Annotated in this window: 22 protein-coding genes and 1 pseudogene; 8 read left to right on the top strand and 15 right to left on the bottom strand. The window is 65.1% G+C overall.

The window, feature by feature from the left end:
• Positions 1-12: 12 nt before the first annotated feature.
• Genes EJO66_RS30510 through EJO66_RS30520 form a run of 3 tightly spaced genes read right to left on the bottom strand, consistent with a single transcriptional unit; the run spans position 13 to position 2,950 of the window.
• Positions 13-882 carry a carbohydrate ABC transporter permease gene (locus EJO66_RS30510; RefSeq protein WP_125967015.1) on the bottom strand — a complete coding sequence of 290 codons (870 nt, stop codon included), beginning with the start codon at positions 880-882 and terminating at the stop codon, positions 13-15.
• Positions 883-886: 4 nt separating this feature from the next.
• Entirely contained in the window at positions 887-1,618 is a 732-nt protein-coding gene (locus tag EJO66_RS30515) for an SDR family NAD(P)-dependent oxidoreductase (protein WP_125967016.1), read from the bottom strand.
• A 3-nt stretch (positions 1,619-1,621) separates the two neighbouring features.
• Positions 1,622-2,950 (bottom strand): ABC transporter substrate-binding protein, encoded by a 1,329-nt coding sequence (locus EJO66_RS30520; RefSeq protein ID WP_125967017.1) that lies wholly within the window; start codon positions 2,948-2,950, stop codon positions 1,622-1,624.
• Positions 2,951-3,144: 194 nt separating this feature from the next.
• On the opposite strand from EJO66_RS30520, the gene EJO66_RS30525 reads away from it, so the two are divergent.
• A complete protein-coding gene (locus EJO66_RS30525) occupies positions 3,145-4,188 on the top strand; it encodes a LacI family DNA-binding transcriptional regulator (protein WP_125967018.1) in 1,044 nt (347 codons plus the stop codon).
• A gap of 40 nt (positions 4,189-4,228) precedes the next feature.
• Here the strand turns inward: EJO66_RS30525 and EJO66_RS30530 are convergent, their stop codons facing one another.
• The 6 genes from EJO66_RS30530 to EJO66_RS30555 all read right to left on the bottom strand — a co-directional run bounded on the left by EJO66_RS30530 (position 4,229) and on the right by EJO66_RS30555 (position 11,345).
• Positions 4,229-4,696 carry a MarR family winged helix-turn-helix transcriptional regulator gene (locus EJO66_RS30530; protein WP_124961971.1) on the bottom strand — a complete coding sequence of 156 codons (468 nt, stop codon included), beginning with the start codon at positions 4,694-4,696 and terminating at the stop codon, positions 4,229-4,231.
• 79 nt (positions 4,697-4,775) lie between these two features.
• Positions 4,776-5,741 (bottom strand): PDR/VanB family oxidoreductase, encoded by a 966-nt coding sequence (locus EJO66_RS30535; RefSeq protein ID WP_125967019.1) that lies wholly within the window; start codon positions 5,739-5,741, stop codon positions 4,776-4,778.
• On the bottom strand, positions 5,738-6,793 hold the full coding sequence (locus EJO66_RS30540) for an aromatic ring-hydroxylating dioxygenase subunit alpha (RefSeq protein WP_125967020.1): 1,056 nt from the start codon (positions 6,791-6,793) through the stop codon (positions 5,738-5,740). The genes EJO66_RS30535 and EJO66_RS30540 overlap by 4 nt, the downstream gene beginning before the upstream one ends.
• A 41-nt stretch (positions 6,794-6,834) precedes the next feature.
• Positions 6,835-7,512, bottom strand: a complete 678-nt coding sequence (locus EJO66_RS30545; RefSeq protein WP_240648909.1) for an MFS transporter — start codon at positions 7,510-7,512, stop codon at positions 6,835-6,837.
• A gap of 197 nt (positions 7,513-7,709) precedes the next feature.
• A complete protein-coding gene (locus EJO66_RS30550) occupies positions 7,710-9,215 on the bottom strand; it encodes a sensor domain-containing diguanylate cyclase (RefSeq protein ID WP_240648910.1) in 1,506 nt (501 codons plus the stop codon).
• 162 nt (positions 9,216-9,377) lie between these two features.
• Complete coding sequence (locus tag EJO66_RS30555; RefSeq protein WP_125967022.1) at positions 9,378-11,345, bottom strand: sigma-54-dependent Fis family transcriptional regulator; 1,968 nt, start codon at positions 11,343-11,345, stop codon at positions 9,378-9,380.
• Positions 11,346-11,627: 282 nt separating this feature from the next.
• On the opposite strand from EJO66_RS30555, the gene exaC reads away from it, so the two are divergent.
• The 7 genes from exaC to EJO66_RS30590 all read left to right on the top strand — a co-directional run bounded on the left by exaC (position 11,628) and on the right by EJO66_RS30590 (position 17,925).
• Positions 11,628-13,148 carry an acetaldehyde dehydrogenase ExaC gene (gene exaC / locus EJO66_RS30560; protein WP_124961977.1) on the top strand — a complete coding sequence of 507 codons (1,521 nt, stop codon included), beginning with the start codon at positions 11,628-11,630 and terminating at the stop codon, positions 13,146-13,148.
• Between the two features lie 130 nt (positions 13,149-13,278).
• Positions 13,279-13,719, top strand: a complete 441-nt coding sequence (locus EJO66_RS30565; RefSeq protein WP_223262487.1) for a hypothetical protein — start codon at positions 13,279-13,281, stop codon at positions 13,717-13,719.
• Positions 13,720-13,836: 117 nt separating this feature from the next.
• Complete coding sequence (locus EJO66_RS30570) at positions 13,837-14,178, top strand: hypothetical protein (protein WP_125967023.1); 342 nt, start codon at positions 13,837-13,839, stop codon at positions 14,176-14,178.
• Positions 14,175-15,599 (top strand): TolC family protein, encoded by a 1,425-nt coding sequence (locus EJO66_RS30575; protein WP_125967024.1) that lies wholly within the window; start codon positions 14,175-14,177, stop codon positions 15,597-15,599. The genes EJO66_RS30570 and EJO66_RS30575 overlap by 4 nt, the downstream gene beginning before the upstream one ends.
• A 35-nt stretch (positions 15,600-15,634) precedes the next feature.
• A complete protein-coding gene (locus tag EJO66_RS30580) occupies positions 15,635-17,050 on the top strand; it encodes a multicopper oxidase family protein (protein ID WP_125967025.1) in 1,416 nt (471 codons plus the stop codon).
• Positions 17,051-17,100: 50 nt separating this feature from the next.
• Positions 17,101-17,607, top strand: coding sequence for a cupredoxin domain-containing protein (locus tag EJO66_RS30585; protein ID WP_125967026.1), 507 nt, complete (start codon positions 17,101-17,103; stop codon positions 17,605-17,607).
• Positions 17,608-17,637: 30 nt separating this feature from the next.
• The gene (locus EJO66_RS30590) at positions 17,638-17,925 is read left to right on the top strand and encodes a copper-binding protein (protein ID WP_125967027.1); all 288 of its coding nucleotides are present in this window, start codon (positions 17,638-17,640) and stop codon (positions 17,923-17,925) included.
• A 71-nt stretch (positions 17,926-17,996) separates the two neighbouring features.
• On the opposite strand, the gene EJO66_RS33155 is transcribed toward EJO66_RS30590, so the two are convergent.
• From EJO66_RS33155 to EJO66_RS30630, 6 genes and pseudogenes are all read right to left on the bottom strand, one after another.
• A complete protein-coding gene (locus tag EJO66_RS33155) occupies positions 17,997-18,749 on the bottom strand; it encodes a hypothetical protein (protein WP_240648912.1) in 753 nt (250 codons plus the stop codon).
• Positions 18,750-18,862: 113 nt separating this feature from the next.
• Positions 18,863-19,201, bottom strand: coding sequence for a hypothetical protein (locus EJO66_RS30605; protein WP_240648914.1), 339 nt, complete (start codon positions 19,199-19,201; stop codon positions 18,863-18,865).
• A gap of 162 nt (positions 19,202-19,363) precedes the next feature.
• The gene (locus EJO66_RS30610; protein WP_125967029.1) at positions 19,364-19,759 is read right to left on the bottom strand and encodes an immunity 50 family protein; all 396 of its coding nucleotides are present in this window, start codon (positions 19,757-19,759) and stop codon (positions 19,364-19,366) included.
• Positions 19,756-20,586 (bottom strand): annotated as a pseudogene (locus EJO66_RS30615) (RHS repeat-associated core domain-containing protein); the annotation flags it as partial. The gene EJO66_RS30610 and the pseudogene EJO66_RS30615, both read right to left, overlap by 4 nt.
• Positions 20,587-20,669: 83 nt before the next feature.
• Positions 20,670-20,957, bottom strand: a complete 288-nt coding sequence (locus EJO66_RS30620; RefSeq protein WP_164547953.1) for a hypothetical protein — start codon at positions 20,955-20,957, stop codon at positions 20,670-20,672.
• Positions 20,958-21,558: 601 nt separating this feature from the next.
• Positions 21,559-23,092, bottom strand: a 1,534-nt coding sequence (locus EJO66_RS30630; RefSeq protein WP_240648915.1) for an RHS repeat-associated core domain-containing protein, incomplete at its 5' end; no start/stop codon positions are given.

The following is a 23,092-nucleotide window of genomic DNA, read 5'->3' on the forward strand; positions in this document are numbered from 1 at the left end:
GCGTGGCCTCTTTCACCAGGCCACGCGCTTGCGCGCCTGCGTCAGCACCATCACCGCGCCGAGCACGATGGCCGACAGGGTGATCATCAATGCGCTGGAATAGCCGATCTCGAACAGCTCGAAGCCCTTGCGAAAGCCGTAGATGTTGAGCGTGTTCGAGGCGTTGCCCGGCCCGCCCTGCGTGGTGATATAGATGATGTCGAAGAAGCGCAGCAGGTCCACGCTGCGCAGGATCGCGGCCGTGACCAGCGTGGGTGCGAGCAGCGGCAGCGTGATGCGCCAGAAGGTCTTCCAGCGCGAGGCGCCGTCGATCTGCGCCGCCTCGTACACGTTCGGCGGCAGCGACTGCAAGCCGCCCAGCACGATCAGTGCCACATACGGCGTCCACTGCCAGGTGTCGATCATTGCCACGGTGGGAATCACCCACACGGGCGAAGCCAGCCAGTCGGAGCGCGGCAGGCCCGCGGCCGTCAGCAGATAGTTGGCGGCGCCGATGGAAGGGTCGAGCACCACCAGCCACATCATGCCGACCACCACCGGCGGCAGCACGAAGGGCGAGATCATCAGCGTACGCACGATGCCCGAGAGCTTCTTCGAACCGTGCAGCAGCAGCGCGATCCAGGTGCCGAGCACGAGCTGGAGCACCAGCGAAAGCAGGTACAGCACCAGCGTGATCTTCAGCCCGTTCCAGAACTCGCCGTCGCCCGCCATCTCGACGTAGTTCATGCCGAAGTTGAGCTTGGGCTTGCCGCCGAAGCTGAACTCGTGCAGGCTGAACCACACGGTGTAGGCGAAGGGGAAGGCGATCATCGCGGTCGTGAAGATCACGGCCGGCAGCGAGAGAAACGCGAGCTGGCCGCGTGTGCCGATCGACTGGCTCATGCATTTACCCCGCGAGGAAGCCGCCGTCGACCGCGAGCACGGTCCCGGTCACGTAGTGCGCCGCGGGTGAGGCCAGATAGACGGCGCTGCCCGCGATGTCGTCCGGCTGCGCCCACCGGCCCAGCGGAATGCGCGCGCGGATGCGCTCGTAGTGCGCGCTGTCCTGGCGGCCGGCCGCGTTGATGGCGGTCTCGACATAGCCCGGTGCAATGGCGTTCACGCGCACGCGCTTCTCGGCCCAGGCGAGCGCGAGCGACTTGGTCAGCATCACAACGCCGCCCTTGCTCGCGCAATAGGCCGGGATGAAGGGCAGCGCGACGAAGGCATTCATCGACGCCACGTTGACGATGCTGCCCTTGCTTTTCGCGAGCAGCGGCAGGCAGGCATTGCACAGGCGGAAGGTGCCGGTGAGGTTGACGTCCAGCACGCGCTGGAAGGTCTCGGTCTCGAACTCCTTGAAGCGCGCAAGGATGCCCGCGCAGTTGACCAGGGTGCCAAGGCCGTCGAGGCCGCCCGTGAAGGCCGCGACCTGCGCGTCGTCGGTCACGTCGAGCGTGCGCAGCGCCAGGCGCGGCTGCGGTGCCAGCGAACTGGCCGCAAGCGCCGCCTCGTCCACGCCCGTGGCGACGACGCTGCAGCCCATCTCGAGGAAGGCGCGCGAGATGGCGGCGCCGATGTCGCCGGCGCCGCCGACCACCAGCACGCGGTGGCCTTCGGGGAAATCGAACACGGCCATCGGTCAGTCTTTGGCGATGAGCGCGTCGAGCTGCTTGTCGGCGTCCGCGCAGGCCTGCGCGGGCGTCTTCTGGCCCAGCAGGAGTTCGGTCGCGGCCTGGCCGATGAAGTCGCGCGAGGCCGGATTGGCGACGATCGGGTAGCCCACCTCGGAGGTGCCGGTGCGCGCCAGCTCGTTGACGGCCGCAACCCATTCGGCGCGCACCGGCTGCTCGTCCGTCCAGGCTTTGTAGCCGGGCGACCTGGCGACGGCCGAGCGCGGCGGCGCCACGCCGTCGAGCGCGAGCTTGGCCTGGACCGCGGGGCTGGTGGCCCACTGCACGAAGTACCAGGCGGCTTCCTTGTTCTTGCTGTGCGCCGAGACCGACATGGTCCAGCCGATGACGGTCGGGTGCGAACCGCCCGGGCCTGCAGGCAGCACCGCGACCGAGGTGTCTTTCAGGCGCGCGCCGCCGTCCATCACGTTGCGCAGCTCGTTCGACGACTCGAAGGCCATCGCCGCCCTGCCTTCGCGGTACAGCGAGGAGATTTGATAGAAGCTGTAGTTCACGACACCCGGCGGGCCGTAGTCCTTCAGCAGCTTGGCATACAGCGCCAGCGAGGCCTGGCCTTCCTTGCTGCACAGCTGCGACTTGCCGTCCTTCATGTACTGGCCGCCCATGTTGTGCAGGAACACGCTGTAGGTGAAGGGCAGGGCGGGCTTGAGGCCGCGCGACACGAAGGGCGTGACGCCGGGCTCGCAGCTCTTGAGCTTGCCCGCCACGGCTTCGAGCTCGGGCAGGCTCCTGGGCAGTGTCACGCCGCACTTCTGGAACAGGTCCTTGCGGTAGTACAGCACCGGTCCCTCGACGTTCATCGGTATGCCGGTGAGCTGCTTGTCGTAGGTGGCGTCCTTGAGCATGCCGGCGCTCAGGTCCGCAAAGTCGTAGTCCTTGGCACTCGCGGTCTTCACGAGCTCCGAGAGATCGGCATACCAGCCGGCCTTGGCAAACTGCATGCCCTCGCGCGAGGGCAGCGACATGAACACGTCGATTTCGTCGCTGCGCGAGTTCATCACGGTGACCAGGCGCTGGCGCATCTGCTGCTCCTGGTAGGAGTCGACCTTCAGCGTCATGCCGGTCTGCTGCTCGAAATCGGCCTTGTGCTTGAGCAGCGCGTTGGCCACCGGGTTGTTGTTGGCAAGGAAGGTCAGGGTCTTGCCCTGGTGCTTCTTCCAGTTGAATTCCTGCGCGAAGGCGGCACTGGCGCACGAAGCCGCAACGAGGAGGGCGACGGCACGCACGGTGATGCGGGCGCTGGGGCGGGTGCCCGGATGGCGGAAGGCCTGGCTCATTTCCTTGTCTCCTTTGACGTGTCGAAGGCGGTCATCGAGGCGAGCAATTCGTCATGTAACCGTTTACAAAATTATCGGAATCGACTTCATCAATGTCAACGCATAAAGAGCGGTCATCCAGCGAGTTTGATAGGGGATTTCCCTGAAAGTAGGCTGTAAACGGCTACGTATCGTTTCCTGTAAACTGTTTCATCATGAAGCCGAAATCAGTGGGAATACGCGACGTCGCGAAGCATGTGGGCGTCTCGACGGCCTCGATTTCGCGCACCCTCAACAACCCCGAGTCGGTGAGCCCCGAGCTGCGCATGCGCATCGATGCGGCCATCGCCGAGCTGGGCTACATCCCCGATGCGGCGGCGCGCGCGCTGTCGTCGCGCCGCACGCGCACCATCGGCGCGATCATTCCAACGGTGGACAACGCGATGTTCGCGCGCGGCATCGAGGCGCTGCAGAGCTACCTGTCGCTGCAGGGCTACCTGCTGCTGCTCTCGACCAGCGGCTACGACCCCGAAACCGAGGCGCGGCAGGCGCAGAACATGGTGAGCCGCGGCATCGACGGGCTCATCCTGCGCGGTGACATGCACACCGATGCGCTGCGCCGGCTGCTCGCGTCGCAGCGCATTCCCTTCGTGAACGTGGGCGTGTATCACCCGGACAAGCCGTACGCCTCGGTCGGCGGCAACAACGAGGCGGCCGCCTACCGCGCCTGCCGCTACCTGATCGAACTCGGCCACACGCGCATCGGCATGGTGGCGGCGATCTCGTCCAACAACGACCGCGCCACGGCACGCGTGTCGGGCGTGCGGCGCGCGCTGGCGGAGCACGGCCTTTCGCTGAAGCCCGAGTGGTACATCGAGGTGCCCTACCACCTGGACGATGCGCGGCAGGGCGCGCGATCGCTGCTGTCGTCACCGCGCGAAGGCTGGCCCACGGCGGTGGTCTGCGGCAACGATGTGATCGCCTACGGCGTGCTGCTGGAAGCCGAGCGCCACGGGCTCGACGTGCCCAATGACCTGTCGGTGATGGGCTTCGACGATCTGGAGTGGAGCCGGCATCTGCGTCCGAGCCTCACGACCATGCACGTGCCCACCGACGAGGTCTGGACGCGTGCGGGGGAGTATCTGGTCAAGTCGCTGTCGGGCCGGGCGGCCGCGCTGCACCATGAAGTCGATGTGTCGCTGGTGGTGCGCGAATCGACATCGAGGCCCAGGCCGGCCGGGGGCCGGAAAGCGCACTGAGGCGCCTGCGTCACGAATCCGGCGGGCGCCGGTCCTTGCCTCACGCGCGCATGGGCGCGCGGCTTCTGTCGTTGTTGGCCGTGACGAACTTGGCGAGCAGCTTCATGAAATCGCGGCGCTCCTGCTCGCTCATGGTGCTGAACAGCGCGTCCTGCATCTGGGCCATCGCCGGCACCGTCTGCGCGAGCAGCTCGGTGCCCTCGGCGGTCAGGCGCAGTTCGCGCTGGCCGCGTGCCAGCACCTGGCGCGTGATCCATCCCTTGGTCTCCAGCCGCGCGGCAATGTCGGCGGCGGTGGAGGTGTCGAGCGCCACCTGCTGGGCCAGCGTGACCTGGTCGATGCCCGGCTTCTTCTGCAGGGTGCGCAGGATCGCGTATTGAACCGGTGTGATGTCGCGCCCCAGCTTCTCGTGGAACACCGACACCGCGATCTGATGGGCCCGGCGAATCAGGTGCCCGGGCTGGTCATTGATGTCGATCTCGGCGGCGTCGGAAGTGGGGCTGGGCATGGATGTCGAAACCTGAATCGGCTCCCGGCGGTTAGGACGGAGCCTGCGATTCTATGGCGCCGCTGCGCCGCGCCGGCCCCTACAGGTCGAGCACCAGCATCGGCGAACGCGAGCGCGAACAGCAGGGGGTGAACTGGTCGTTGGCCGCCTGTTCTTCGGGCGACAGGTACATGTCCTTGTGGTCCGGCTCGCCTTCCAGCACGCGCGTGAGGCAGGTGCCGCACACGCCCTGCTCGCAGGAGGTCGCCACCTCGACGCCCGCCGCGGCAAGCGCCTGCACCACCGTGCAATCCTTGGGCACCGTGACGATGCGCCCCGAGCTCGCGAGCTTGACCTGGAATTCCGCATCGGCGTCCGACGCGGCGATCTCGGCCGAGAAGAACTCGTAGTGCAGCTGGTCGGCCGGCCAGCCGGCGGTGCGCGCGGCCTCCAGCACCCAGTCCATGAAGCCCTTGGGGCCGCAGACATACAGGTGCACGCCCGGCTGCGGCGTGCCGATCGCCGCCGGCAGCGACAGCTTCTGTGCCGGGTCCCCGTCGTCGAAGTGGAACTTCACCTGCGATGCGAACGCGGACTGCGCGATGCGCCCGGCAAACGCGGTGCGATCGCGGGAGCGCGTGCAGTAGTGCATCTCGAACGGCGCTGCGCTCAGCGCCAGCCGCTCGGCCATGCACAGGATCGGCGTCACGCCGATGCCGCCCGCGATCAGCACGCTGCGCGTGGCGGCGTGGGCCAGCGGAAAGTGGTTCTTCGGTGCGCTGATGCGCAGCAGACTGCCCTCCTGCACCAGTTCATGCATCGCCTGCGAGCCGCCGCGCGACGAGGGGTCGCGCAGCACGCCGATCAGGTAGCGGTGGCTCTCCTGCGGATCGTTGCACAGCGAGTACTGGCGCGTGAGGCCGTTCGGCAGATGCACGTCGATGTGCGAGCCGGCCGAGAACGCCGGCAGGGCCTGCCCCTCGGCGTGCACCAGCTCGAAGGTGCAGATGTCCAGCGCCTCCGCATGCTTGCGGGCGACGCGCACGTTCAGTTCGGAGGCGTTCATGCCGCACCTGCCGCAGTCGCCGGGGCCTGGTTTTCCTGCGCGATCAGGCGCTCCAGCACGCGGCGCGATTGCACGCCGCCCGAGTCGATGTTGAGTTTCAGCAGCGAGCGGGTGGGGTGCGCGAGCAGGTTGCGCTGCTGGGATTCGAGCATCTCGAGGTCTTCGCTGAAGATCTTGCCCTGGCCTTCGCGGATCGATGCGGTCAGCGCTTTGTCGTGCGGCTGGAAGTTGCGCGCCATGCCCCAGAAGTACCAGTGCGAGGTCTCGGTCTCGGGCGTGATGAAGTCCACCACGATGCTCGACACCTTGTGCGCTGGATCGGCGTGGTAGCCGCCCTTGCCGGCGTGGGCAACGCCCACCTCGATCAGCACGTGGCTCGGCGGCGTGAAGCGGCAGATCTGCCAGCGGTCGACCGGCACGTCGTCGGCCAGGTGGTTGCCCCGCAGCGCCATGCGCCAGAAGGGCGGCGCCGAGATGTTCTCCATGAAGCGGCTGGTGGTGACCTGGTCGCCCTCGGTCTTGGTGGTGGTGGGCGTCTCGTCGATTTCCTTCTGGCCGATGCTGGTCGAGTGCACGTAGGTCTCGTGCGTCAGGTCCATCAGGTTGTCGATCATCAGGCGGTAGTCGCACTGGATGTGGAACAGGCCGCCGCCGTAGGCCCAGTCGGGGCTTTCGGCCCATTCGAGGTGATGCAGCTTGGCCGGGTCGGCCAGGGCGGGGTCGCCGGGCCAGACCCAGACGAAACCGTAGCGCTCGATCACCGGGAAGGAGCGGATTGCCGGGAAGCCGCGCACGCGCTGTCCGGGCATGGCAACCGTCTTGCCGTCGCAGCCCATCTCCAGCCCGTGGTAGCCGCACACCAGCTTGCCCTCGACCACCCGGCCCAGGGACAGGGGCGCGCCGCGGTGCGGGCAGAAGTCTTCCAGCGCCGTGGCCTTGCCTTCCGCGGCGCGGTAGAGCACCAAGTTCTCGCCACAGATCTTGCGGCCCAGGGGCTTGTCGTCGATCTCGTTGCCTGTGCAGGCCACGTACCAGGTGTTTTTCGGGAACATATGGCTTTCCTTTGGATGGCTGGGTTGGGAGAAGGGGGCGTTCAGTGCGCGGCGGTCACGCGGCCGGCCGGCTGTGCCCTGGCACTGCGGCGCAGCGCGAGGACGGCGGCCATCGCCGCGACCAGCGGCAGCGCGTAGGCGTAGTAGAGATGCGGCGGCTGCCAGCCGCGGTCGAGCAGCACCCCGGCGATGAGCGGCGCGAGGATGGCGCCGATGCGGCCGATGCCGATCGCCCATCCCATGCCGGTCGTGCGCACGGCGGCCGGGTAGATCACCGGTGCGAATGCATAGAGCCCGGCCATCGAGCCGAAGATGAAGCCGCCGATCAGGAAGGCGATCGCGAACGACGCGCCGAGGTGGCCGGTGGCCGCGCCGAACGCGGCCATGGCCAGCGCCGTGATGGCCAGGCTGGCGGCCGTCAGGCGCCCGAGGTCCAGCCGCGCGACGAGCAGCCCGAACAGGCTGCCGCCGACGATGCCGTCGATGTTCAGCAGCACGCCGCCGGTGATGCCCTCGCGCGCAGACAGCCCCGCCGAGACCAGCAGCTTCGGCGTCCAGCTGAGCGCGAAGTAGAAGCCGAACATCAGCAGAAAGAACGCGGCCCACAGCAGCAGTGTCGAGCGCGCCAGGCCCGCGTTGAACAGGCTCGCCACCGTGGAGGCGGAGCGTTCGCCGGCCGGCGGCAGCGGCGGGAGTTCGGTCAGCTCCGGGCGCTTCATCTGGCGCAGCAGCCTTCATCGAAGGTCTTGCGTAGATCGTGGGTCAATTCGTCTCCTTGTGCAGGGCAGCCAAGTACATTGCTGGCGCTCCTTGATTCAGTACACTGAATGACAATCAGTGTACTGAATCAACCCGCGTGGAATCAAGGCCTCATCGACTGGGGTTTACCCTTGCCAGGAGCCGTGCGCCAGCGGGGTCACGCAGGTACCGGCTGCACCGTCGGTGCGCACACGCGGTTGCGCCCGCCGGTCTTGGCCGCGTACAGCGCCTTGTCGGCGGCGCGGACCAGCTCCTTGGGCTGGCCTGCCTTCCCGGCCGCGGGGCTGAGCGCGTCCACGCCCGCGCTCAGCGTCACGAACCCGTCGGCGGAGCCGGCGTGCTCGATCTTCAGGTCGCGCACGGCGCTGCGGATGCGTTCGGCCAGCATCACGGCGCCCGCCACGTCGGTGTTCGGCAGCAGCACCGCCAGTTCCTCTCCGCCATAGCGGGCCGCAAGATCCCCCGGGCGCCGCGACGCGACGCGGGCGATGGTGCGGCCGATGGTCTGCAGGCACTCGTCGCCTGCGGCATGGCCGTAGATGTCGTTGTATTGCTTGAAGCAATCCACATCCATCATGATCAGGGCCAGCGTGCTCGCCGTGCGCGCCGCGCGGCTGTATTCGCTGTCCAGCGCCACGTCGAACTGCCTGCGGTTTGCAAGCCCGGTCAGGCCGTCTTCCATGGCCAGGGTGTTGAGGGTCTTGTTGAGCGTTTCCAGCGCATCGCGCGCCTGCCGCAGCTCGGCCTCGGTGCGGGTCTGGAGCTGGAACTGCCGCACCAGCCGCCACCCGATGAAACCGACGATCAGGGTCAGCAGAAGAACGCCACCCGAATGCCAGAGTGTCTCGCGCCACCAGTTGGCCAGGATCTCGTCCTTGGACAGGGCCGCGGAGACGAACAGCGGATAGTCGGCCAGGCGCCGGAAGCTGTTCAACCGCGTCACGCCGTCCTGCGCCGACTTGATGAAGGCCATTCCGACCGGCCCTTGCGCGGTGTAGGCGCGGAAGAGCTCGGATTCCAGCATGTTCCGGCCCACCATTTCGGGGCTGTAGGGCCGGCGCGTCATCATGGTTCCGTTTTCGAGCACCAGCGCGACGGCGCCGGCCTGGCCGATGTCCAGGCTGTCGTAGAACCTGGAGAAGAACTCGACGTGGATCGTCGCGAGCGCCACGCCGGCAAAGCTGCCATCCGCATGATTGATGCGCCGCGAGACCGGAACCAACAGCCTGCCGCTGGTGCGGCTTTTCACGGGAATGCCGATGTGCGGTCCGCGGTCCGCGTGCGTGCGGTGATAGACGAAATACTCGCGGCCCGCGTTGTTCAGGTTTTCCGGCGGCGTGGAACGGGAGTTCGCAACCCAGTTGCCGTCCTTGTCGTAGATGTGCAGGCCGTCGAGCTGCGGCAGTTCGGCGACCCGCATGGAAAGCACACGGCGAAGCCGCGCCACCTCGGCCGGACCGGTGCCGTCCTGCTCGACGCGTTCGACCATGCCGACCAGCACCGTGTCGGCCTTCTTGATGGCGTCGTCGGCCTGCTGCGCCATGGCGCGCGCGAGGTTCGACGTGGCCACGTTCATCTGCTGGAGCTGGTCGGCGCGCGACTCCCAGCTGTTCCAGAAGTCGATCGCCAGCAGGCTGAGGCAGACGATGGCCACGAAAGCCATGGTCCGGGCGGTGATGGACGGTCCGCGAAGCACTACGCGCTTTCAGGGCAATGAAGCATGGCGGCGGAAGGAGTGTTGGGTGCCTCTCCGGAGGCGAACGCGGCCCCAATGTATCCGAATGCGACGCGCCGCGCGCACCCGGCAGCCGTTTGATCTTGCGCGTCAGCCGGTCGGCAGCTGGCGCAGCTTGCGGTAGAGCGTGTTCCGGCTGATCCCCAGGCGGCGCGCGGCTTCGGAAAGATTCCCGGCGCACGACTGCATCGCCTGGGACACCGCGCGTGCCGAGACGGCCTTCAGGTCCGCCGCGCCGCCGGCGGGCATTGCGGGAACCGTGGGGACCGTGGGCTCCGGCGCGGAAATGCCGCGCAGTTCGTCGGCCAGGTCGTCGGGCAGGTGCCACCAGTCGATCTGCGCCTCGTGCTCGCCCAGCAGCGCGCAGGCGGTGTGCAGCGCGCTGTTCAGCTGGCGCAGATTGCCGGGCCAGCGGTAGCGCGACATGGCCAGCGCGAGCTCCGGCGCCAGCCGCAGCTCGCGGCCGGGCTCGATGCCGCGCAGCATCTGCGCGACCAGGTGCGGCATGTCCTGCCGCTCGTGCAGCGCCGGCAGCTGGAGCGTCAGTCCGTTGAGCCGGTAGTACAGGTCTTCGCGGAAGCGCCCGGCCTCGATCTCGCGGCGCAGGTTGCGGTGCGTCGCGCACACCAGGCGGAAGTCCACCGCCACCGGCTTGCCGCCGCCCAGCGGCGTCACCTGCCGGTCCTGCAGCACGCGCAGCAGCCGTGCCTGCAGCGCGAGCGGCATGTCGCCGATCTCGTCGAGCAGCAGCGTGCCGCCGTGCGCCTCGCGGATGCGGCCGGCCGCGCCTTCGCGGCTCGCGCCGGTGAAGGCGCCGGGCCGGTAGCCGAAGAGCTCGGCCTCGATCAACTGCTCCGGCAGCGCGGCGCAGTTGACCGCAACGAAGGGCCCGTCCCGGCGCGTTCCGCTTGCATGCAGCGCCCGCGCGAACACTTCCTTGCCGACGCCGGAGGCGCCCAGCAGCAGCCAGGAGATCGGCTTGTCCAGCACGCGCCGGGCGCGCTCGACGGCGGCATGCATGGCCGGGTCGCCAGTGTCCAGTTCGGCCAGCGCGTCGGCGCGTGCTTGCGCCGGACGCGGCGCCGGAGCACTGCCATGCGAAGCCGCCAGCACATGGCGGCCGGCTTCCACGCGCAGCCAGAGCGCGCTGCCGTCGTGCCGGCGCACCGTGCGCGGCGCGCCGGCCGGCTGGCGGCACCAGGCCATCAGCGTCGTCACATCCAGCTGCAGCAGCTGCCCGATGGATGCGGCGCCGACATCGGCGCGGGACAGGCCCAGCATGGCAAGCGCGGCCGCATTCGCGCCTATCAGCCGGCCGTCGTCCGACAGCGCCAGCAGGCCCTCGGCCACGCTGCCGATGCCCTCGGGCTGCAGATGCAGGCGCAGCCGCAGGTCGGCGGCGTGGCGCGTGTCGAACAGCTTCTGCTCGACCGTGCGCACCGCCAGCCGCACCAGCGCCAGCGCATGGCGGTGGTGGCCGCGGTGGTCGCCCGAGATGTCGAGCACGCCCAGCATGCAGCCGTCGGGGCCGGTGATCGGCGCGGCCGTGCAGGTGAGAAAACCGTTGCGGTCGAGGTAGTGCTCGCCGGCATGCACCACCACCGGCGCCGCGTCGGCCAGCGCGGTGCCGATGGCATTGGTGCCGCGCCAGCGTTCGTGCCAGTTGGCGCCGGGACGCAGCGCCACGCGCTGCGCGCGGTCCGCGAAATTCGCATCGCCCATGGCCTCCAGCAGCATGCCTTGCGCATCGGCGAGGATCACCAGGCTGTCGGTGTCGCGCATCTGCTCGAACAGGAACTCCATCACCGGCCGCGCGTTGGATGCCAGCTCGCGCTGCTGCTCGAGTGCGCGTGCCAGCTGCGCCGCGGAGGCGTGGGGCGCGCCCGGCGCCCGGCCGGCCGGTGCCAGGCCGAAGCCGCGGCTGCGCTCCCAGCTTCGGCGCAACGCGGCATCGATGAGGCCGTCGGCCACTTCGCCGGTGGTCGTCAACTGGCGGCGCGCCTCGCGCAGGCGCGAGCCCGGCGTGCGGGCGGCGACGTGGTGGGAATTCGTCTGCATCTCTGTTGTCTCCGGTCGGGCCTCTCTGGGCCTTGGTGTCGCGGCATCGAACGGTTCGAGCATGAATGCGGCGGTGCACTGTTCCGTTTAGTGACAGGTGCTCAGCGCGGCATGCTCTGCTGCGCAGTCTGGCGCAGGAAACTGACCCGGTTCTTGCGCCAGATCAGAGCATTCGCGCCCAAGAAGGGGTGGCATGGCGCGTGCAATGCAGCACCCCGGGACCGCGCGGCATCCGGCTTGCGCGGTCGCCTTCCACCCCTTACCCGACGGAGACAAGAGACCATGCAATACGCGAGCCCCAACACCCCCGGTGCAAAGATCGACTTCAAGCCGGCCTACGACAACTTCATCAACGGCAAGTTCGTGCCGCCCGTGAAGGGCCAGTACTTCGACGTGATCACGCCGATCAGCGGCAAGCCCTACACCCGTGCCGCCCGCTCGGGTGCGGAGGACATCGAGCTGGCGCTCGACGCCGCCCATGCGGCCGCGGGCCAATGGGGACGCACCTCGCCGGCCGAGCGCGCCAACGTGCTGCTGAAGATTGCCGACCGTCTGGAGCAGAACCTCGAGCTGCTCGCCTATGCGGAAACCGTGGACAACGGCAAGCCGATCCGCGAGACGCTCAACGCCGACATTCCGCTGACCATCGACCACTTCCGCTACTTTGCCGGCTGCCTGCGCGCGCAGGAAGGCGCACTGAGCGAGATCGACGAGAACACCATCGCCTATCATTTCCACGAGCCGCTGGGCGTGGTGGGGCTGATCATTCCGTGGAACTTTCCGATCCTGATGGCCGCGTGGAAGCTCGCGCCCGCCCTTGCCGCGGGCAACTGCGTGGTGCTCAAGCCGGCCGAGTCCACGCCCGTCAGCGTCATGGTGATGGCCGAGCTGCTGGCCGACCTGCTGCCGCCCGGCGTGCTCAACATCGTCAACGGCTACGGCCGCGAAGCCGGCATGGCGCTGGCGGGCAGCAAGCGCATCGCGAAGATCGCCTTCACGGGCTCCACCGCCACGGGCCGCGTCATCGCGCAGGCCGCGGCCGGCAACCTGATCCCGGCCACGCTGGAACTCGGCGGCAAGAGCCCCAACATCTTCTTCGAGGACATCGCCGATGCGGACGACGACTTCTTCGACAAGGCCGTCGAAGGCCTGGTGCTGTTCGCCTTCAACCAGGGCGAGGTCTGCACCTGCCCGTCGCGCGCGCTGATCCAGGAATCGATCTACGACAAGTTCATGGCGCGCGCGCTCGAGCGCATCAAGGCCATCAAGCAGGGCCATCCGCTGGACACCGACACCATGATGGGCGCGCAGGCCTCGGCCATGCAGATGGACAAGATCATGAGCTACCTCGCGCTCGGCAAGGAAGAGGGCGCGCAGTGCCTGACCGGCGGCGGCCGCGCGCAGCTCGGCGGCGAACTGGCCGGCGGCTACTACATCGAGCCCACGCTGTTCAAGGGCCACAACAAGATGCGCATCTTCCAGGAAGAGATCTTCGGCCCCGTGCTCGCCATTGCCACCTTCAAGACCGAGGCCGAGGCGCTGGAGATCGCCAACGACACGCCCTACGGCCTGGGCGCCGGCGTGTGGACGCGCAACGGCAGCACCGCCTACCGCATGGGCCGTGCGATCCAGGCCGGCCGCGTGTGGACCAACTGCTACCACGCCTACCCGGCGCATGCCACCTTCGGCGGCTACAAGGAATCGGGCATCGGCCGCGAGACGCACAAGATGATGCTCGACCATTACCAGCAGACCAAGAACCTGCTCGTGAGCTATTCGCCGAAGAAGCTCGGGTTCTTCTGACGGCACGGCGCGCCCGAAGATGACGGCGCTGTAATCCAGCCGACGGGAAACCGTCGGGCTGGATCCCTAGAGTGGCATGCATGCCCGTCGAATACGGACAGGCATTGCCGCTCTATCTACAATGCTCCGCATGCACCGGGTTCGCCTCTTCGTCCTCTGGATCGTGATGTTTGCCGTGCCCTTCCAGGCGTACGCGGCGGCAGCCATGGTCTTTTGCGGGCCGGGCCATGACGGTGCTGCCTTGGCTGCGGCGGCAACCGCCGCGCCAGCCGGAGCGCACCGGCATGCGCAAGAGGCGCACGGCGATGGGCATGCAGACCATCACCACCACGAAGCCGCCGCGCAGGACGCCGGGCCATCCGCCGACGGCCAAGGCGCCGGCACCACCGCCCATGCGGATCCGGATGGCATGCACAAGTGCGGCACCTGCGGCGCCTGCCACGCCACCGCGCTCACCGGCACGCTGGAACTGATCGTGTTCCAGGGCCTTCCCCGCGCCGACCTCGTCGAGCCCGCCAGCACGGTGGCCACGGTCGCGCCGCGCCTTCTCGACAAACCTCCTCGCGCCTGAAGCGTTCGTGCGCCTGCGCGCGCCCGGTCAAGGGCCGCAGCAGCTCGCATGCATCGCCTGCGCCATGCCCCTTCGGGCGGCCGTGACGCATTCCGTTCATGAACACGCGAGGATTCCATGTTCCATTCATTGCCGGCCCGATGGCTGGCTGTCTTTCCCGCCTTGGCGGCGCTCGCCGCTGCGGCACAGCCGGTGCCGGCCCCCGCGCCTGCGGCTGGTGAAGCAGCCGCCCGTGCGCCCACCGCCCTGAGCTACAAGTCCGCGCTCGAGGGCTATCGACCGTTCACCGACGACAAGCCCATCCCGTGGAAAGAGGCCAACGAGACCGTCCGCCAGCGGGGCGGCTGGAAGGCCTATGCCGAGGAGGCGGCGGGTACAGGAGCATCCGAGGCACCCGCCGCGCACCAGGGGCACGCGATGCCGATGCCTTCCACCAACAACAAGGAGAAGAAGCCATGAAGCGCAGCTTGCGCCTCACGGCCGCCGCCGCTGCGGCCGTCTTGCTGGCCGGCTGCGCCTCTGTCGGCATCGACGACGCGCTGCAGGACACCAACACCCAGGCCGGGCAGTTCACCGGCGGCAAGCTCGAACTCAGCCGCACGCAGGCGCAGCGTGACCGCCGTGCGTCGCTTGCGCAGGAACTGCTGTCCAGGCCGCTGTCGCAAAGCGACGCGGTGCAGCTCGCGCTCACCAACAGCCCCGCGGTGCAGGCGCTGGTCGCGCAGAGCTGGGGCGACATCGCCGCGGCCAACCAGTCGAGCCGGCTGCCCAACCCGGTCTTCAGCTTCGAGCGCATGCGCCTGGGCAGCGAGCTCGAACTCGGGCGGCTCCTGTCCTTCGGCCTGATGGACCTCATCCTGCTGCCGCAGCGCCTGTCGATCTCGCGCAGCCAATCGAGCCAGGCCAAGGTGCAGCTCACCGGCGCCGTGGTCGACCAGGTCACGCAGGTGCGGCAGGCCTGGGTTCGCGCGGTGGCCGCGCAGCAGATGCTGCGCTACGCCGAGCAGGTCAATCGATCGGCCCAGGCCAGCGCGGAACTCGCGCGGCGCATGCAGCAGATCGGCAACTTCAGCAAGCTGCAGCGCGCGCGCCAGCAGGTCTTCTATGCCGACGCGACCACGCAGCTGGCCTCGGCGCAGCACGCCGCCACCGCCGCGCGCGAGGAACTTGTGCGTGCACTGGGGCTCGACGACGCGCAGGCCGCCCGGCTGGCCCTGCCCGATCGGCTGCCCGATCTGCCGAAGGCGCCGCGCGAGGCCAAGGAAGTGGCCGCCACTGCGACCGAGCAGCGCCTGGACGTACAGCTCGCGCGCGCGCAGCTCGACGTGGCGGGCAAGTCCCAGGGCATCAACCTGCTGTCGACCTTCGTCGATGTGGAAGTCGGCGGCCGGCGCGACACCGTGTTCGACAACGCCGAAGGCACGAAGGGCACGCGGCGCGGCTTCGAGCTCGACATCCGGCTGCCGCTGTTCGACTGGGGCTCGGCGCAGCGCGATGCACTGAACGCGCAATCGCTGGCCGCGGCCAACCGCTACGACGCCACCGTGCGCGGCGCTTCTTCTCAACTGCGCGAAGGCTACTCGGCCTACCGCACCGCCTACGACATCGCGCGCCACTACCGCGACGAGATCGTGCCGCTGCGCCAGGCCATGGCCGACGAGAACGTGCTTCGCTACAACGGCATGCTGATCGGCGTCTTCGAGCTGCTGGCCGAGGCGCGCGACCAGATCACGAGCGTGAGCAACGCCATCAACGCCCAGCAGCAGTTCTGGCTGGCCGACGCCGCACTGGCGGCCTCCGTGATCGGAAAGCCCACGGCCATGGGTGCTTCGACCGCCAGCGCCGGTGGCGACGCCCCCTCCGCCGGCGCCGCTCATTGATTGCGCCAACTGCGCCCACCAACGATTCGAACGACATGACAAACAGACGCAATTTCCTGAGCGGCGTGGGTGCCATCACCGGCGCCCTCGCCGCCGCGAGCGTGAGCAAGGTGGCGATGGCCGCGCTGCCCGAGCCCGTGACCCAGACCACGCCCAACACCATGCCGCCGCTCATGCCATCCGGCGGACGGCCCTACAACCCCGTGGTCACGCTCAACGGCTGGACGCTGCCCTGGCGCATGAACAACGGCGTCAAGGAGTTCCACCTGGTGGCCGAGCCCGTGGTGCGCGAGATGGCGCCCGGCTTCAAGGCCAACCTGTGGGGCTACAACGGCCAGTCGCCCGGCCCGACCATCGAGGTGGTCGAAGGCGACCGCGTGCGCATCTTCGTGACCAACAAGCTGCCCGAGCACACCAGCGTGCACTGGCACGGCCAGCGCCTGCCCAACGGCATGGACGGCGTCTCGGGCCTGACCCAGCCGCCGATCCGCCCGGGCAAGACCTTCGTCTACGAGTTCGTCGCGCGCCGCCCCGGCACCTTCATGTACCACCCGCATGCGGACGAGATGACGCAGATGGCCATGGGCATGATGGGCTTCTGGGTGACGCACCCCAAGGCCGAGCATCCGCTGATCGAGAAGGTCGACCGCGACTTCGTGTTCCTGCTCAACGCCTACGACGTGGAGCCCGGCAGCGCCACGCCCAAGATCATGACCATGCTGGACTTCAACCTCTGGTCGTGGAACAGCCGCATCTTTCCCGGCATCGACTCGCTCAACGTGCGGCTGAACGACAAGGTGCGCATCCGCATCGGCAACCTCACGATGACCAACCACCCGATGCACCTGCACGGGCACGAGTTCCTCGTCACCGGCACCGATGGCGGACCGACCCCCAGGAGCACGCGCCAGTACGAGGTGACCACCGACGTGGCCGTCGGCCAGATGCGCCAGATCGAGTTCCTGGCCGACGAGGAGGGCGACTGGGCCTTCCACTGCCACAAGAGCCACCACACCATGAACGCGATGGGCCACGACGTGCCCACCCTCATCGGCCTGGACCACAAGGACGTGGCCCGGCAGATCACGAACCTGGTGCCCGACTACATGGTGATGGGCGAGCGCGGCATGGCCGACATGGGCGAGATGGAAATGCCCATTCCCGACAACACCGCGCGAATGATGACCGGCGAAGGGCCCTTCGGCTCGGTCGAGATGGGCGGCATGTTCAGCGTGGTGAAGGTGCGCAGGAACCAGAAGCCCGGCGACTACAGCAACCCCGGCTGGTTCAAGCACCCCAAGGGCACCGTGGCCTACGAGCTCGACGGCCCGGCGCCCGAGACCTCGCGCCAGCGCGATGCCGGCGCGGCCGCGATGCCCGCGCGGAACATGCCCGCGAAGAACATCGAAGTGCAGATCCGCAAGCCCGGCAGCGGCCACTCCGGCCACTGATTTTTCATCCGTCCCTCTTTCTTCCAACCTCCAATCCTCAGAAGGAAACCATGAAGCACAACATCCTCCGCAACACCGCCTTCGCCGCGCTCGCAGCCCTCGCAACCGCAGGCGCCTCTGCCGCCGGCAACCACGCCGGGGGCCATGGCCATGGCCACGCCGAAGCCGCGATCGGCCAACCCGGCGTGGCCGCCAAGGCCACGCGAACCATCAACGTCGACATGACCGACGGCATGCGCTTCACGCCCGCCGACATCAAGGTGAAGCAGGGCGAGACCGTGCGCTTCGTCGTCAAGAACTCCGGCCAGCTGAAGCACGAGCTCGTGCTCGGCACCGAGAAGGAACTCAAGGAGCACTACGAAGCCATGAAGAAGAACCCCGAGATGGAACACGCCGATCCCAACATGGTGACCCTGGCCGCCGGCAAGAGCGGCGAGATCGTGTGGCAGTTCACCAAGGCCGGCAAGGTCGACTTCGCATGCCTGCAGCCGGGCCACTACGACGCCGGCATGAAGGGCGCCGTGACGGTGGCCAACAAGACCGCTGCCGCCAAGTAAGAAAACCCAACCTTCAGGAGAGACACGACCATGTCGAAAATTCGCATTGCATTCATGACGGGGCTGGCCGCATTCGCTTTCACGGCTTCTGCCGCGGAGCTTGCCGATGGCGAGATCCGCAAGGTGGACAAGGACAACAAGAAACTCACGATCAAGCACGGCCCGCTCAAGAGCCTGGACATGCCCGGCATGACCATGGTCTTCGGGGTGAGCGACGAGGCCGTGCTGGACAAGTTCCAGCCGGGGGACAAGGTTCGCTTTGATGCTGGGAAGATGGACGGGAAGATTGTCGTGACCCACATCGAGCCTGCGCGCTGAGAAGGCAGGAGTTCGGCGAGCGAGGCCCCCCGTACCGGCAACCCAACTTCAGCGGCTGGGTGACAGGCGGACTACTCGCGCATGTCAACGCCGTGCGGGCCTGCGCTCTTGACCAGCTCCACATCCGGGCCGAAGTCTCTGTGCGGCGGCTCGTGGCCAGACAACTTTTTGTACAGGGCGCACAAGTAGGCAGGCTTGTCCTCGACTTCATCGAGGTCCACTGCTTGCGGCACGACCCAACCCCAGAGCTTCTCGATCTGACCAGACGCCCAGATGTACTCCAAGGCTTCCAGAATCCTTTGCTTGCTTACTGGGCCGAAGCTATCGAAGTCCACCTTCATTGCATCGAACAACTTGGCGCGACAAGGCTCTTCGTTGATGTGGAACTCATCGAGTTCGTCATCGCTCATGGCGAGCAGGTAGTAGTACATCTTGTGGATGTAGCGAGGGAATATTTTTGTCGTCATGGATCGAGATCCGGGTAAGCAGTGATGATCCCTTTGGGACCTCTGACCACAGTTGCATGAGTGATTGGCCGCGATCAGCGCCTTCACGTCAGTGGTCTGGCTCAGCGCGACGGCCTGCGCCTGCCGGATCTGTACCAGCGGCACGAAGGAGCCGGGCTCGTGGATGTAGTGCACGCTGTCGCCGCGCCAGGCCTGCAGCTCCTGCCGGCCCTCGGTGCTTTGCGTGCTCTCGAAGGCCAGCGTGTCGCCGTCCCAGCCGAACAAGGTCGTCGCGTGTGAGCTTCGCTTGGCGATGCGCCGGCCCAGCGCGTCGTAGCTGAAGCTTGTGGTCTCACCGAAGGTCTCGGCGCTGCGCATGCGGTTGAAGCCGTCCCAGGTGAATACGGTTTTCTCGCCGTTCCAGGTCCGCTCGACCAGGTTGCCCCGCTCGTCCCAGGTGTAGGGGTGCCAACGCCAGCGTAGTCCTTGAGTTATTGCCGGACATCGATGCCGTGCGGCCCGATGGCATCGACCAATTCCACATCCGAGCCGAAGTCTCTTTGTAGTGGCTCATGCCCCACCAACTTCGCGTAGAGCGCGCGCAAGTAGCCCGGCTTGTCTTCGACTTCATCAAGTGGCACTGCTTGCGGCACAATGTACCCCCAAAACTTGTCGATCTGACCCGAAGATGGGATGAACTCGATGGCCTCCAGAACCCGTTGCTTGCTCAAAGGGCCGAAGCGATCGAAATCGACCTTCATCGCGTCAAACAACTTGGTGCGGCAATCAGCATCATTAATGTAGAAATCGGCCAGGTCGTCGTCGCTCATGGACCCCAAGTAGTAGTCCAGTTCGCGGATGTAGTCAGTGAAGATTTGCTTCACAGATCAAGACCATCTCTTGAGCCTTACGGCTTGCACTTGGCGGATCTGCGGGAACGCCGTGAAAAAGTCGAAGCTCTTGGGCCTATTGCACGCTGTCAGATTGAATCGCTATGGAGTTCCGATGCTTCCTGGGACAAGGCTGTCAACTGAAATCCAATCGCAATCAAAGGAGAATGAAAAATCATTTTTACAAGATATAAGCACCGATGCCGAGTCACTTGAGTTTTCAATGTTGAATTTATCTACAATATTGGTGTGCCCCCAGCCAGTTTGAGTAATTTTCTTGGCCCCAATAAAAGATATTCCCAAATAAATCACGTCAAAGCTTCGAGGCCATCTGGCAGGAGCATTTTTTGGCTTATTGCCGGTCATGATTTTTATAGAAACTCTAGGCTCATCGCGCTTAAGTAAGATTTCTACTATTTCGGATCCATTTAAAGATGGAAATTCGCCATACACTGAAAATAGTGTTTGAGGATTTAGAATCCTATGAGAGATATTCATTTTTTATTCCGGCAATTGAAATAGTAATGATCGTCCATTCCCTCAACTTTTCCAGTCCGGGTATTTTCTTCTGGGCGAACATTATGGTGGGATGGTTGGTCTCCAACTCCACCTTCGCCGTAATAGTGGCCGGCAGAGTGGTCTTGAACGACTACGTTCTTTCCATTGACCTGATAAGTCAACTCCCGAGTCATGATCGGCTTCTTGTCCTTCCCCAGAATCCAACCGCCTGTTGAATCGGTCAGTGGAATCATTTTTTGACTTATGGGTTGCTGAGACATTGAAATTCCAAGCTGTCTGCGGATTTCTCTCAGACTAGCACGCCTGGTGGGATGGCACGTCAACCCAAATGGATCGACCCACTGCACAGGATTTGGCACAAACAGATGAAGGTTCGTGCCTCCCGCGAGCCCAATCGGATCCCCCGAGACAAACCTTCCACTCACCGGGTCGTAGTACCGGTACCGGTTGTAGTGCAGCCCCGTCTCGTCGTCAAAGTACTGCCCCTGGAACCGGATCGGATTCCTGAACCCCGCCTTTCGACCTGCCTCGCTGATCGCCTGCCTGGCTTCACCCCAGGCCTTGTACTGCGCAGACCATGCGATGCAGCCTTCGTGGTCCGTCAGCTCCTGCGGCGTGCCCAGGTGGTCGCATTGGTAGAACGCAATCTCTTCCTTCGCGAAAGCGGTTGGTGTCCTGAGCTGCTGCCCGTTCCATAACGGATCCTGCTCGATGTCGTAGCGTCCGCCGTTGGCCACGATCAGCGCCTTCACGCCGGTGGTCTGGCTCAGCGCGACGGCCTGCGCCTGCCTGAGGCATGGCATTGGTGAGGCAGGGTAGCCCAATAGAGATCTCTTTCGCTCTAAATGGCCTGTTTTAGGCGCAAAAGAATTCTGGAAATCAATTCGTCTCAATGCGCATTTAATTTCTTCTTCAAAATAAATGCATCACCTGAGAAATTGAAGATTTCCTCGTCCTCTTTTCCCTCTTGATTCATTATTTCCGCGGCAACAAGATAGCTCTCTTTCTCGTTTTTGCTTGATTGAATTATCAAATCAAGTTCCTGCGGATAGAAGCTCGCGTAGCCATACAAGACCTTTCCGTTGTCATTCACTCCAGAATTCGCTCTGGTCACGTCGCCTGCATTTAGGAGATGTGTCTCTATTTCCTTGAGATATTTTTCCAAAAAATACTTCATATGCGATTACTTTTTGCCTTTTGATCGAATGCCCCCGAGTAGACCTTCTGTATATGAGCTGGGCCTGGAGGATCTGCACCAGCGGCACGAAGGAGCCGGGCTCGTGGGTGTAGTGCACGCTGTCGCCGCGCCAGGCCTGCAGCTCCTGCTGGCCCTCGGTGCTTTGCGTGCTCTCGAAGGCCAGCGTGTCGCCGTCCCAGCCGAAGAGAGGGAGACTATTTCGAATAATCCAGACCGCACGGCCCGATTTCGTCAATCAAAATAAAATCGTCCACATTTATCGGAGATGGAGGGGCATTCGTTAATGCAAAGAGGATTCCCTCCAAATAACTTCGTCTATCTGTTACGCGATTAAGTGGAAGATCGTGGGGGATGGCGCTTCTCCATAGATAATTGTCGGAAAAATTCGCCAAAATGTAATTTAATCCATTAATAATATTCTCTTTTGAAATTGGGCCAAACGTCAAAAAACTGCACCTCATTTCCTTAAAGAGAACTTTCTGATTGGTTGTGGAATTAATGTCAAATTCCTCTAGCTCTTCATCGCTTTTGCCCATTAAAAAGTCATAGAGGCCGCGCAGATAATTTAGATTTAACGAATTCATAATTGAGGATAGGCTGTGTAAATTTCGCCAGAACTATTTCTTCGAACCGTGACGCGCGACGTGGTGACAGGACATCCTCCACCACTACGATACCCTTCGCCAATTGTTCGTCCCATATCGAACGTGACGCTGTTTTGACCAGAGCTACTCATTGCAACCTTACCTCTTTGAATAGCATCCAGTTGGTCTACATTGCTGAGGAATCTCGTTGAATCAGGGCCATGGCTTTTCGGTACTTTGCATGGATTATCTGGTGGCACCCCAGTCGTTGCACGCCTTTCTTGATCTGGCATGGTTGTATGGGCTCCATGTCGGGAGTAAGCGTGCCCCCCTGTTGCTGCATCATTGTCGGCAAGAATTTTTCCTGCTCTACGATTGGCTCGATTTCCTTGCAATCCCAGTGGATCAATAAATTCCACAGGATTGGGTGCGTAAGAAAGTACATTTATCCCTCCCTTCAGCCCAATAGGATCCTTCGATACAAACCTTCCACTCACCGGGTCGTAGTACCGGTACCGGTTGTAGTGCAGCCCCGTCTCGTCGTCAAAGTACTGCCCCTGGAACCGGATTGGATTCCTGAACCCCGCCTTCCGGCCCGCCTCACTGATCGCCTGCCTGGCTTCACCCCAGGCCTTGTACTGCGCAGACCAGGCGATGCGGCCCTCATGGTCCGTCAGCTCCTGCGGCGTGCCCAGGTGGTCGCACTGGTAGAACGCGATCTCTTCCTTCGCGAAGGCCTGCGGCGTCTTGAGCTGCTGCCCGTTCCATAACGGATCCTGCTCGATGTCGTAGCGCCCGCCGTTGGCCGCGATCAGCGCCTTCACGTCGGTGGTCTGGCTCAGCGCGACGGCCTGCGCCTGCCGGATCTGCACCAGCGGCACGAAGGAGCCGGGCTCGTGGATGTAGTGCACGCTGTCGCCGCGCCAGGCCTGCAGCTCCTGCTGGCCCTCGGTGCTTTGCGTGCTCTCGAAGGCCAGCGTGTCGCCGTCCCAGCTGAACAAGGTCGTCGCGTGTGAGCTTTGCTTGGCGATGCGCCGGCCCAGGGCGTCGTAGCTGAAGCTTGTGGTCTCACCGAAGGTCTCGGCGCTGCGCATGCGGTTGAAGCCGTCCCAGGTGAAGGTGGTGATTTCTCCGTTGCGGCTGCGCTCGATCAGGTTGCCCCGCTCGTCCCACTTGTAGTGGGTGCCGGCATAGTCCTTGAGCAGGTTGTCCATCAGCCGGCCGGCCATGCTGCGGCCATCACCGCCCAGGCGCACCGCGACGCGGGTGGTGACGCGGCCGGCGGCTTGCGCGTTGGCACCGGTGTCGTCGGAAGGGTTGCCGATGTTGCCCGCCGGATCGAACGCGAAGGTCTCGCGGCCCAGGCGGCTGTGGGCTTCCAGCAGGCGCCCCACGGGGTCGTAGCGGTAGCTCAGGTTGCCGCGGCGGCTGTCGCCGATGGCCACAAGCTGCCCAGCCTTGTCGTAGGCATAGCTGCGGCGGATGCCCACGGCCTCGATCGCGCCCGGCCTGGTCTGCGAGATCTGCTGT

Source organism: Variovorax beijingensis (genome assembly GCF_003951285.1).
GTDB lineage: Bacteria > Pseudomonadota > Gammaproteobacteria > Burkholderiales > Burkholderiaceae_C > Variovorax > Variovorax beijingensis.

Bases quoted from the DNA above. Each gene is read 5' to 3' on its own strand.
- EJO66_RS30510 (WP_125967015.1), bottom strand. From the start codon at position 882: ATGAGCCAGTCGATCGGCACACGCGGCCAGCTCGCGTTTCTCTCGCTG.
- EJO66_RS30515 (WP_125967016.1), bottom strand. From the start codon at position 1,618: ATGGCCGTGTTCGATTTCCCCGAAGGCCACCGCGTGCTGGTGGTCGGC.
- EJO66_RS30520 (WP_125967017.1), bottom strand. From the start codon at position 2,950: ATGAGCCAGGCCTTCCGCCATCCGGGCACCCGCCCCAGCGCCCGCATC.
- EJO66_RS30525 (WP_125967018.1), top strand. From the start codon at position 3,145: ATGAAGCCGAAATCAGTGGGAATACGCGACGTCGCGAAGCATGTGGGC.
- EJO66_RS30530 (WP_124961971.1), bottom strand. From the start codon at position 4,696: ATGCCCAGCCCCACTTCCGACGCCGCCGAGATCGACATCAATGACCAG.
- EJO66_RS30535 (WP_125967019.1), bottom strand. From the start codon at position 5,741: ATGAACGCCTCCGAACTGAACGTGCGCGTCGCCCGCAAGCATGCGGAG.
- EJO66_RS30540 (WP_125967020.1), bottom strand. From the start codon at position 6,793: ATGTTCCCGAAAAACACCTGGTACGTGGCCTGCACAGGCAACGAGATC.
- EJO66_RS30545 (WP_240648909.1), bottom strand. From the start codon at position 7,512: ATGAAGCGCCCGGAGCTGACCGAACTCCCGCCGCTGCCGCCGGCCGGC.
- EJO66_RS30550 (WP_240648910.1), bottom strand. From the start codon at position 9,215: ATGGCTTTCGTGGCCATCGTCTGCCTCAGCCTGCTGGCGATCGACTTC.
- EJO66_RS30555 (WP_125967022.1), bottom strand. From the start codon at position 11,345: ATGCAGACGAATTCCCACCACGTCGCCGCCCGCACGCCGGGCTCGCGC.
- exaC (WP_124961977.1), top strand. From the start codon at position 11,628: ATGCAATACGCGAGCCCCAACACCCCCGGTGCAAAGATCGACTTCAAG.
- EJO66_RS30565 (WP_223262487.1), top strand. From the start codon at position 13,279: ATGCACCGGGTTCGCCTCTTCGTCCTCTGGATCGTGATGTTTGCCGTG.
- EJO66_RS30570 (WP_125967023.1), top strand. From the start codon at position 13,837: ATGTTCCATTCATTGCCGGCCCGATGGCTGGCTGTCTTTCCCGCCTTG.
- EJO66_RS30575 (WP_125967024.1), top strand. From the start codon at position 14,175: ATGAAGCGCAGCTTGCGCCTCACGGCCGCCGCCGCTGCGGCCGTCTTG.
- EJO66_RS30580 (WP_125967025.1), top strand. From the start codon at position 15,635: ATGACAAACAGACGCAATTTCCTGAGCGGCGTGGGTGCCATCACCGGC.
- EJO66_RS30585 (WP_125967026.1), top strand. From the start codon at position 17,101: ATGAAGCACAACATCCTCCGCAACACCGCCTTCGCCGCGCTCGCAGCC.
- EJO66_RS30590 (WP_125967027.1), top strand. From the start codon at position 17,638: ATGTCGAAAATTCGCATTGCATTCATGACGGGGCTGGCCGCATTCGCT.
- EJO66_RS33155 (WP_240648912.1), bottom strand. From the start codon at position 18,749: ATGCGCAGCGCCGAGACCTTCGGTGAGACCACAAGCTTCAGCTACGAC.
- EJO66_RS30605 (WP_240648914.1), bottom strand. From the start codon at position 19,201: ATGAGCGACGACGACCTGGCCGATTTCTACATTAATGATGCTGATTGC.
- EJO66_RS30610 (WP_125967029.1), bottom strand. From the start codon at position 19,759: ATGAATATCTCTCATAGGATTCTAAATCCTCAAACACTATTTTCAGTG.
- EJO66_RS30620 (WP_164547953.1), bottom strand. From the start codon at position 20,957: ATGAAGTATTTTTTGGAAAAATATCTCAAGGAAATAGAGACACATCTC.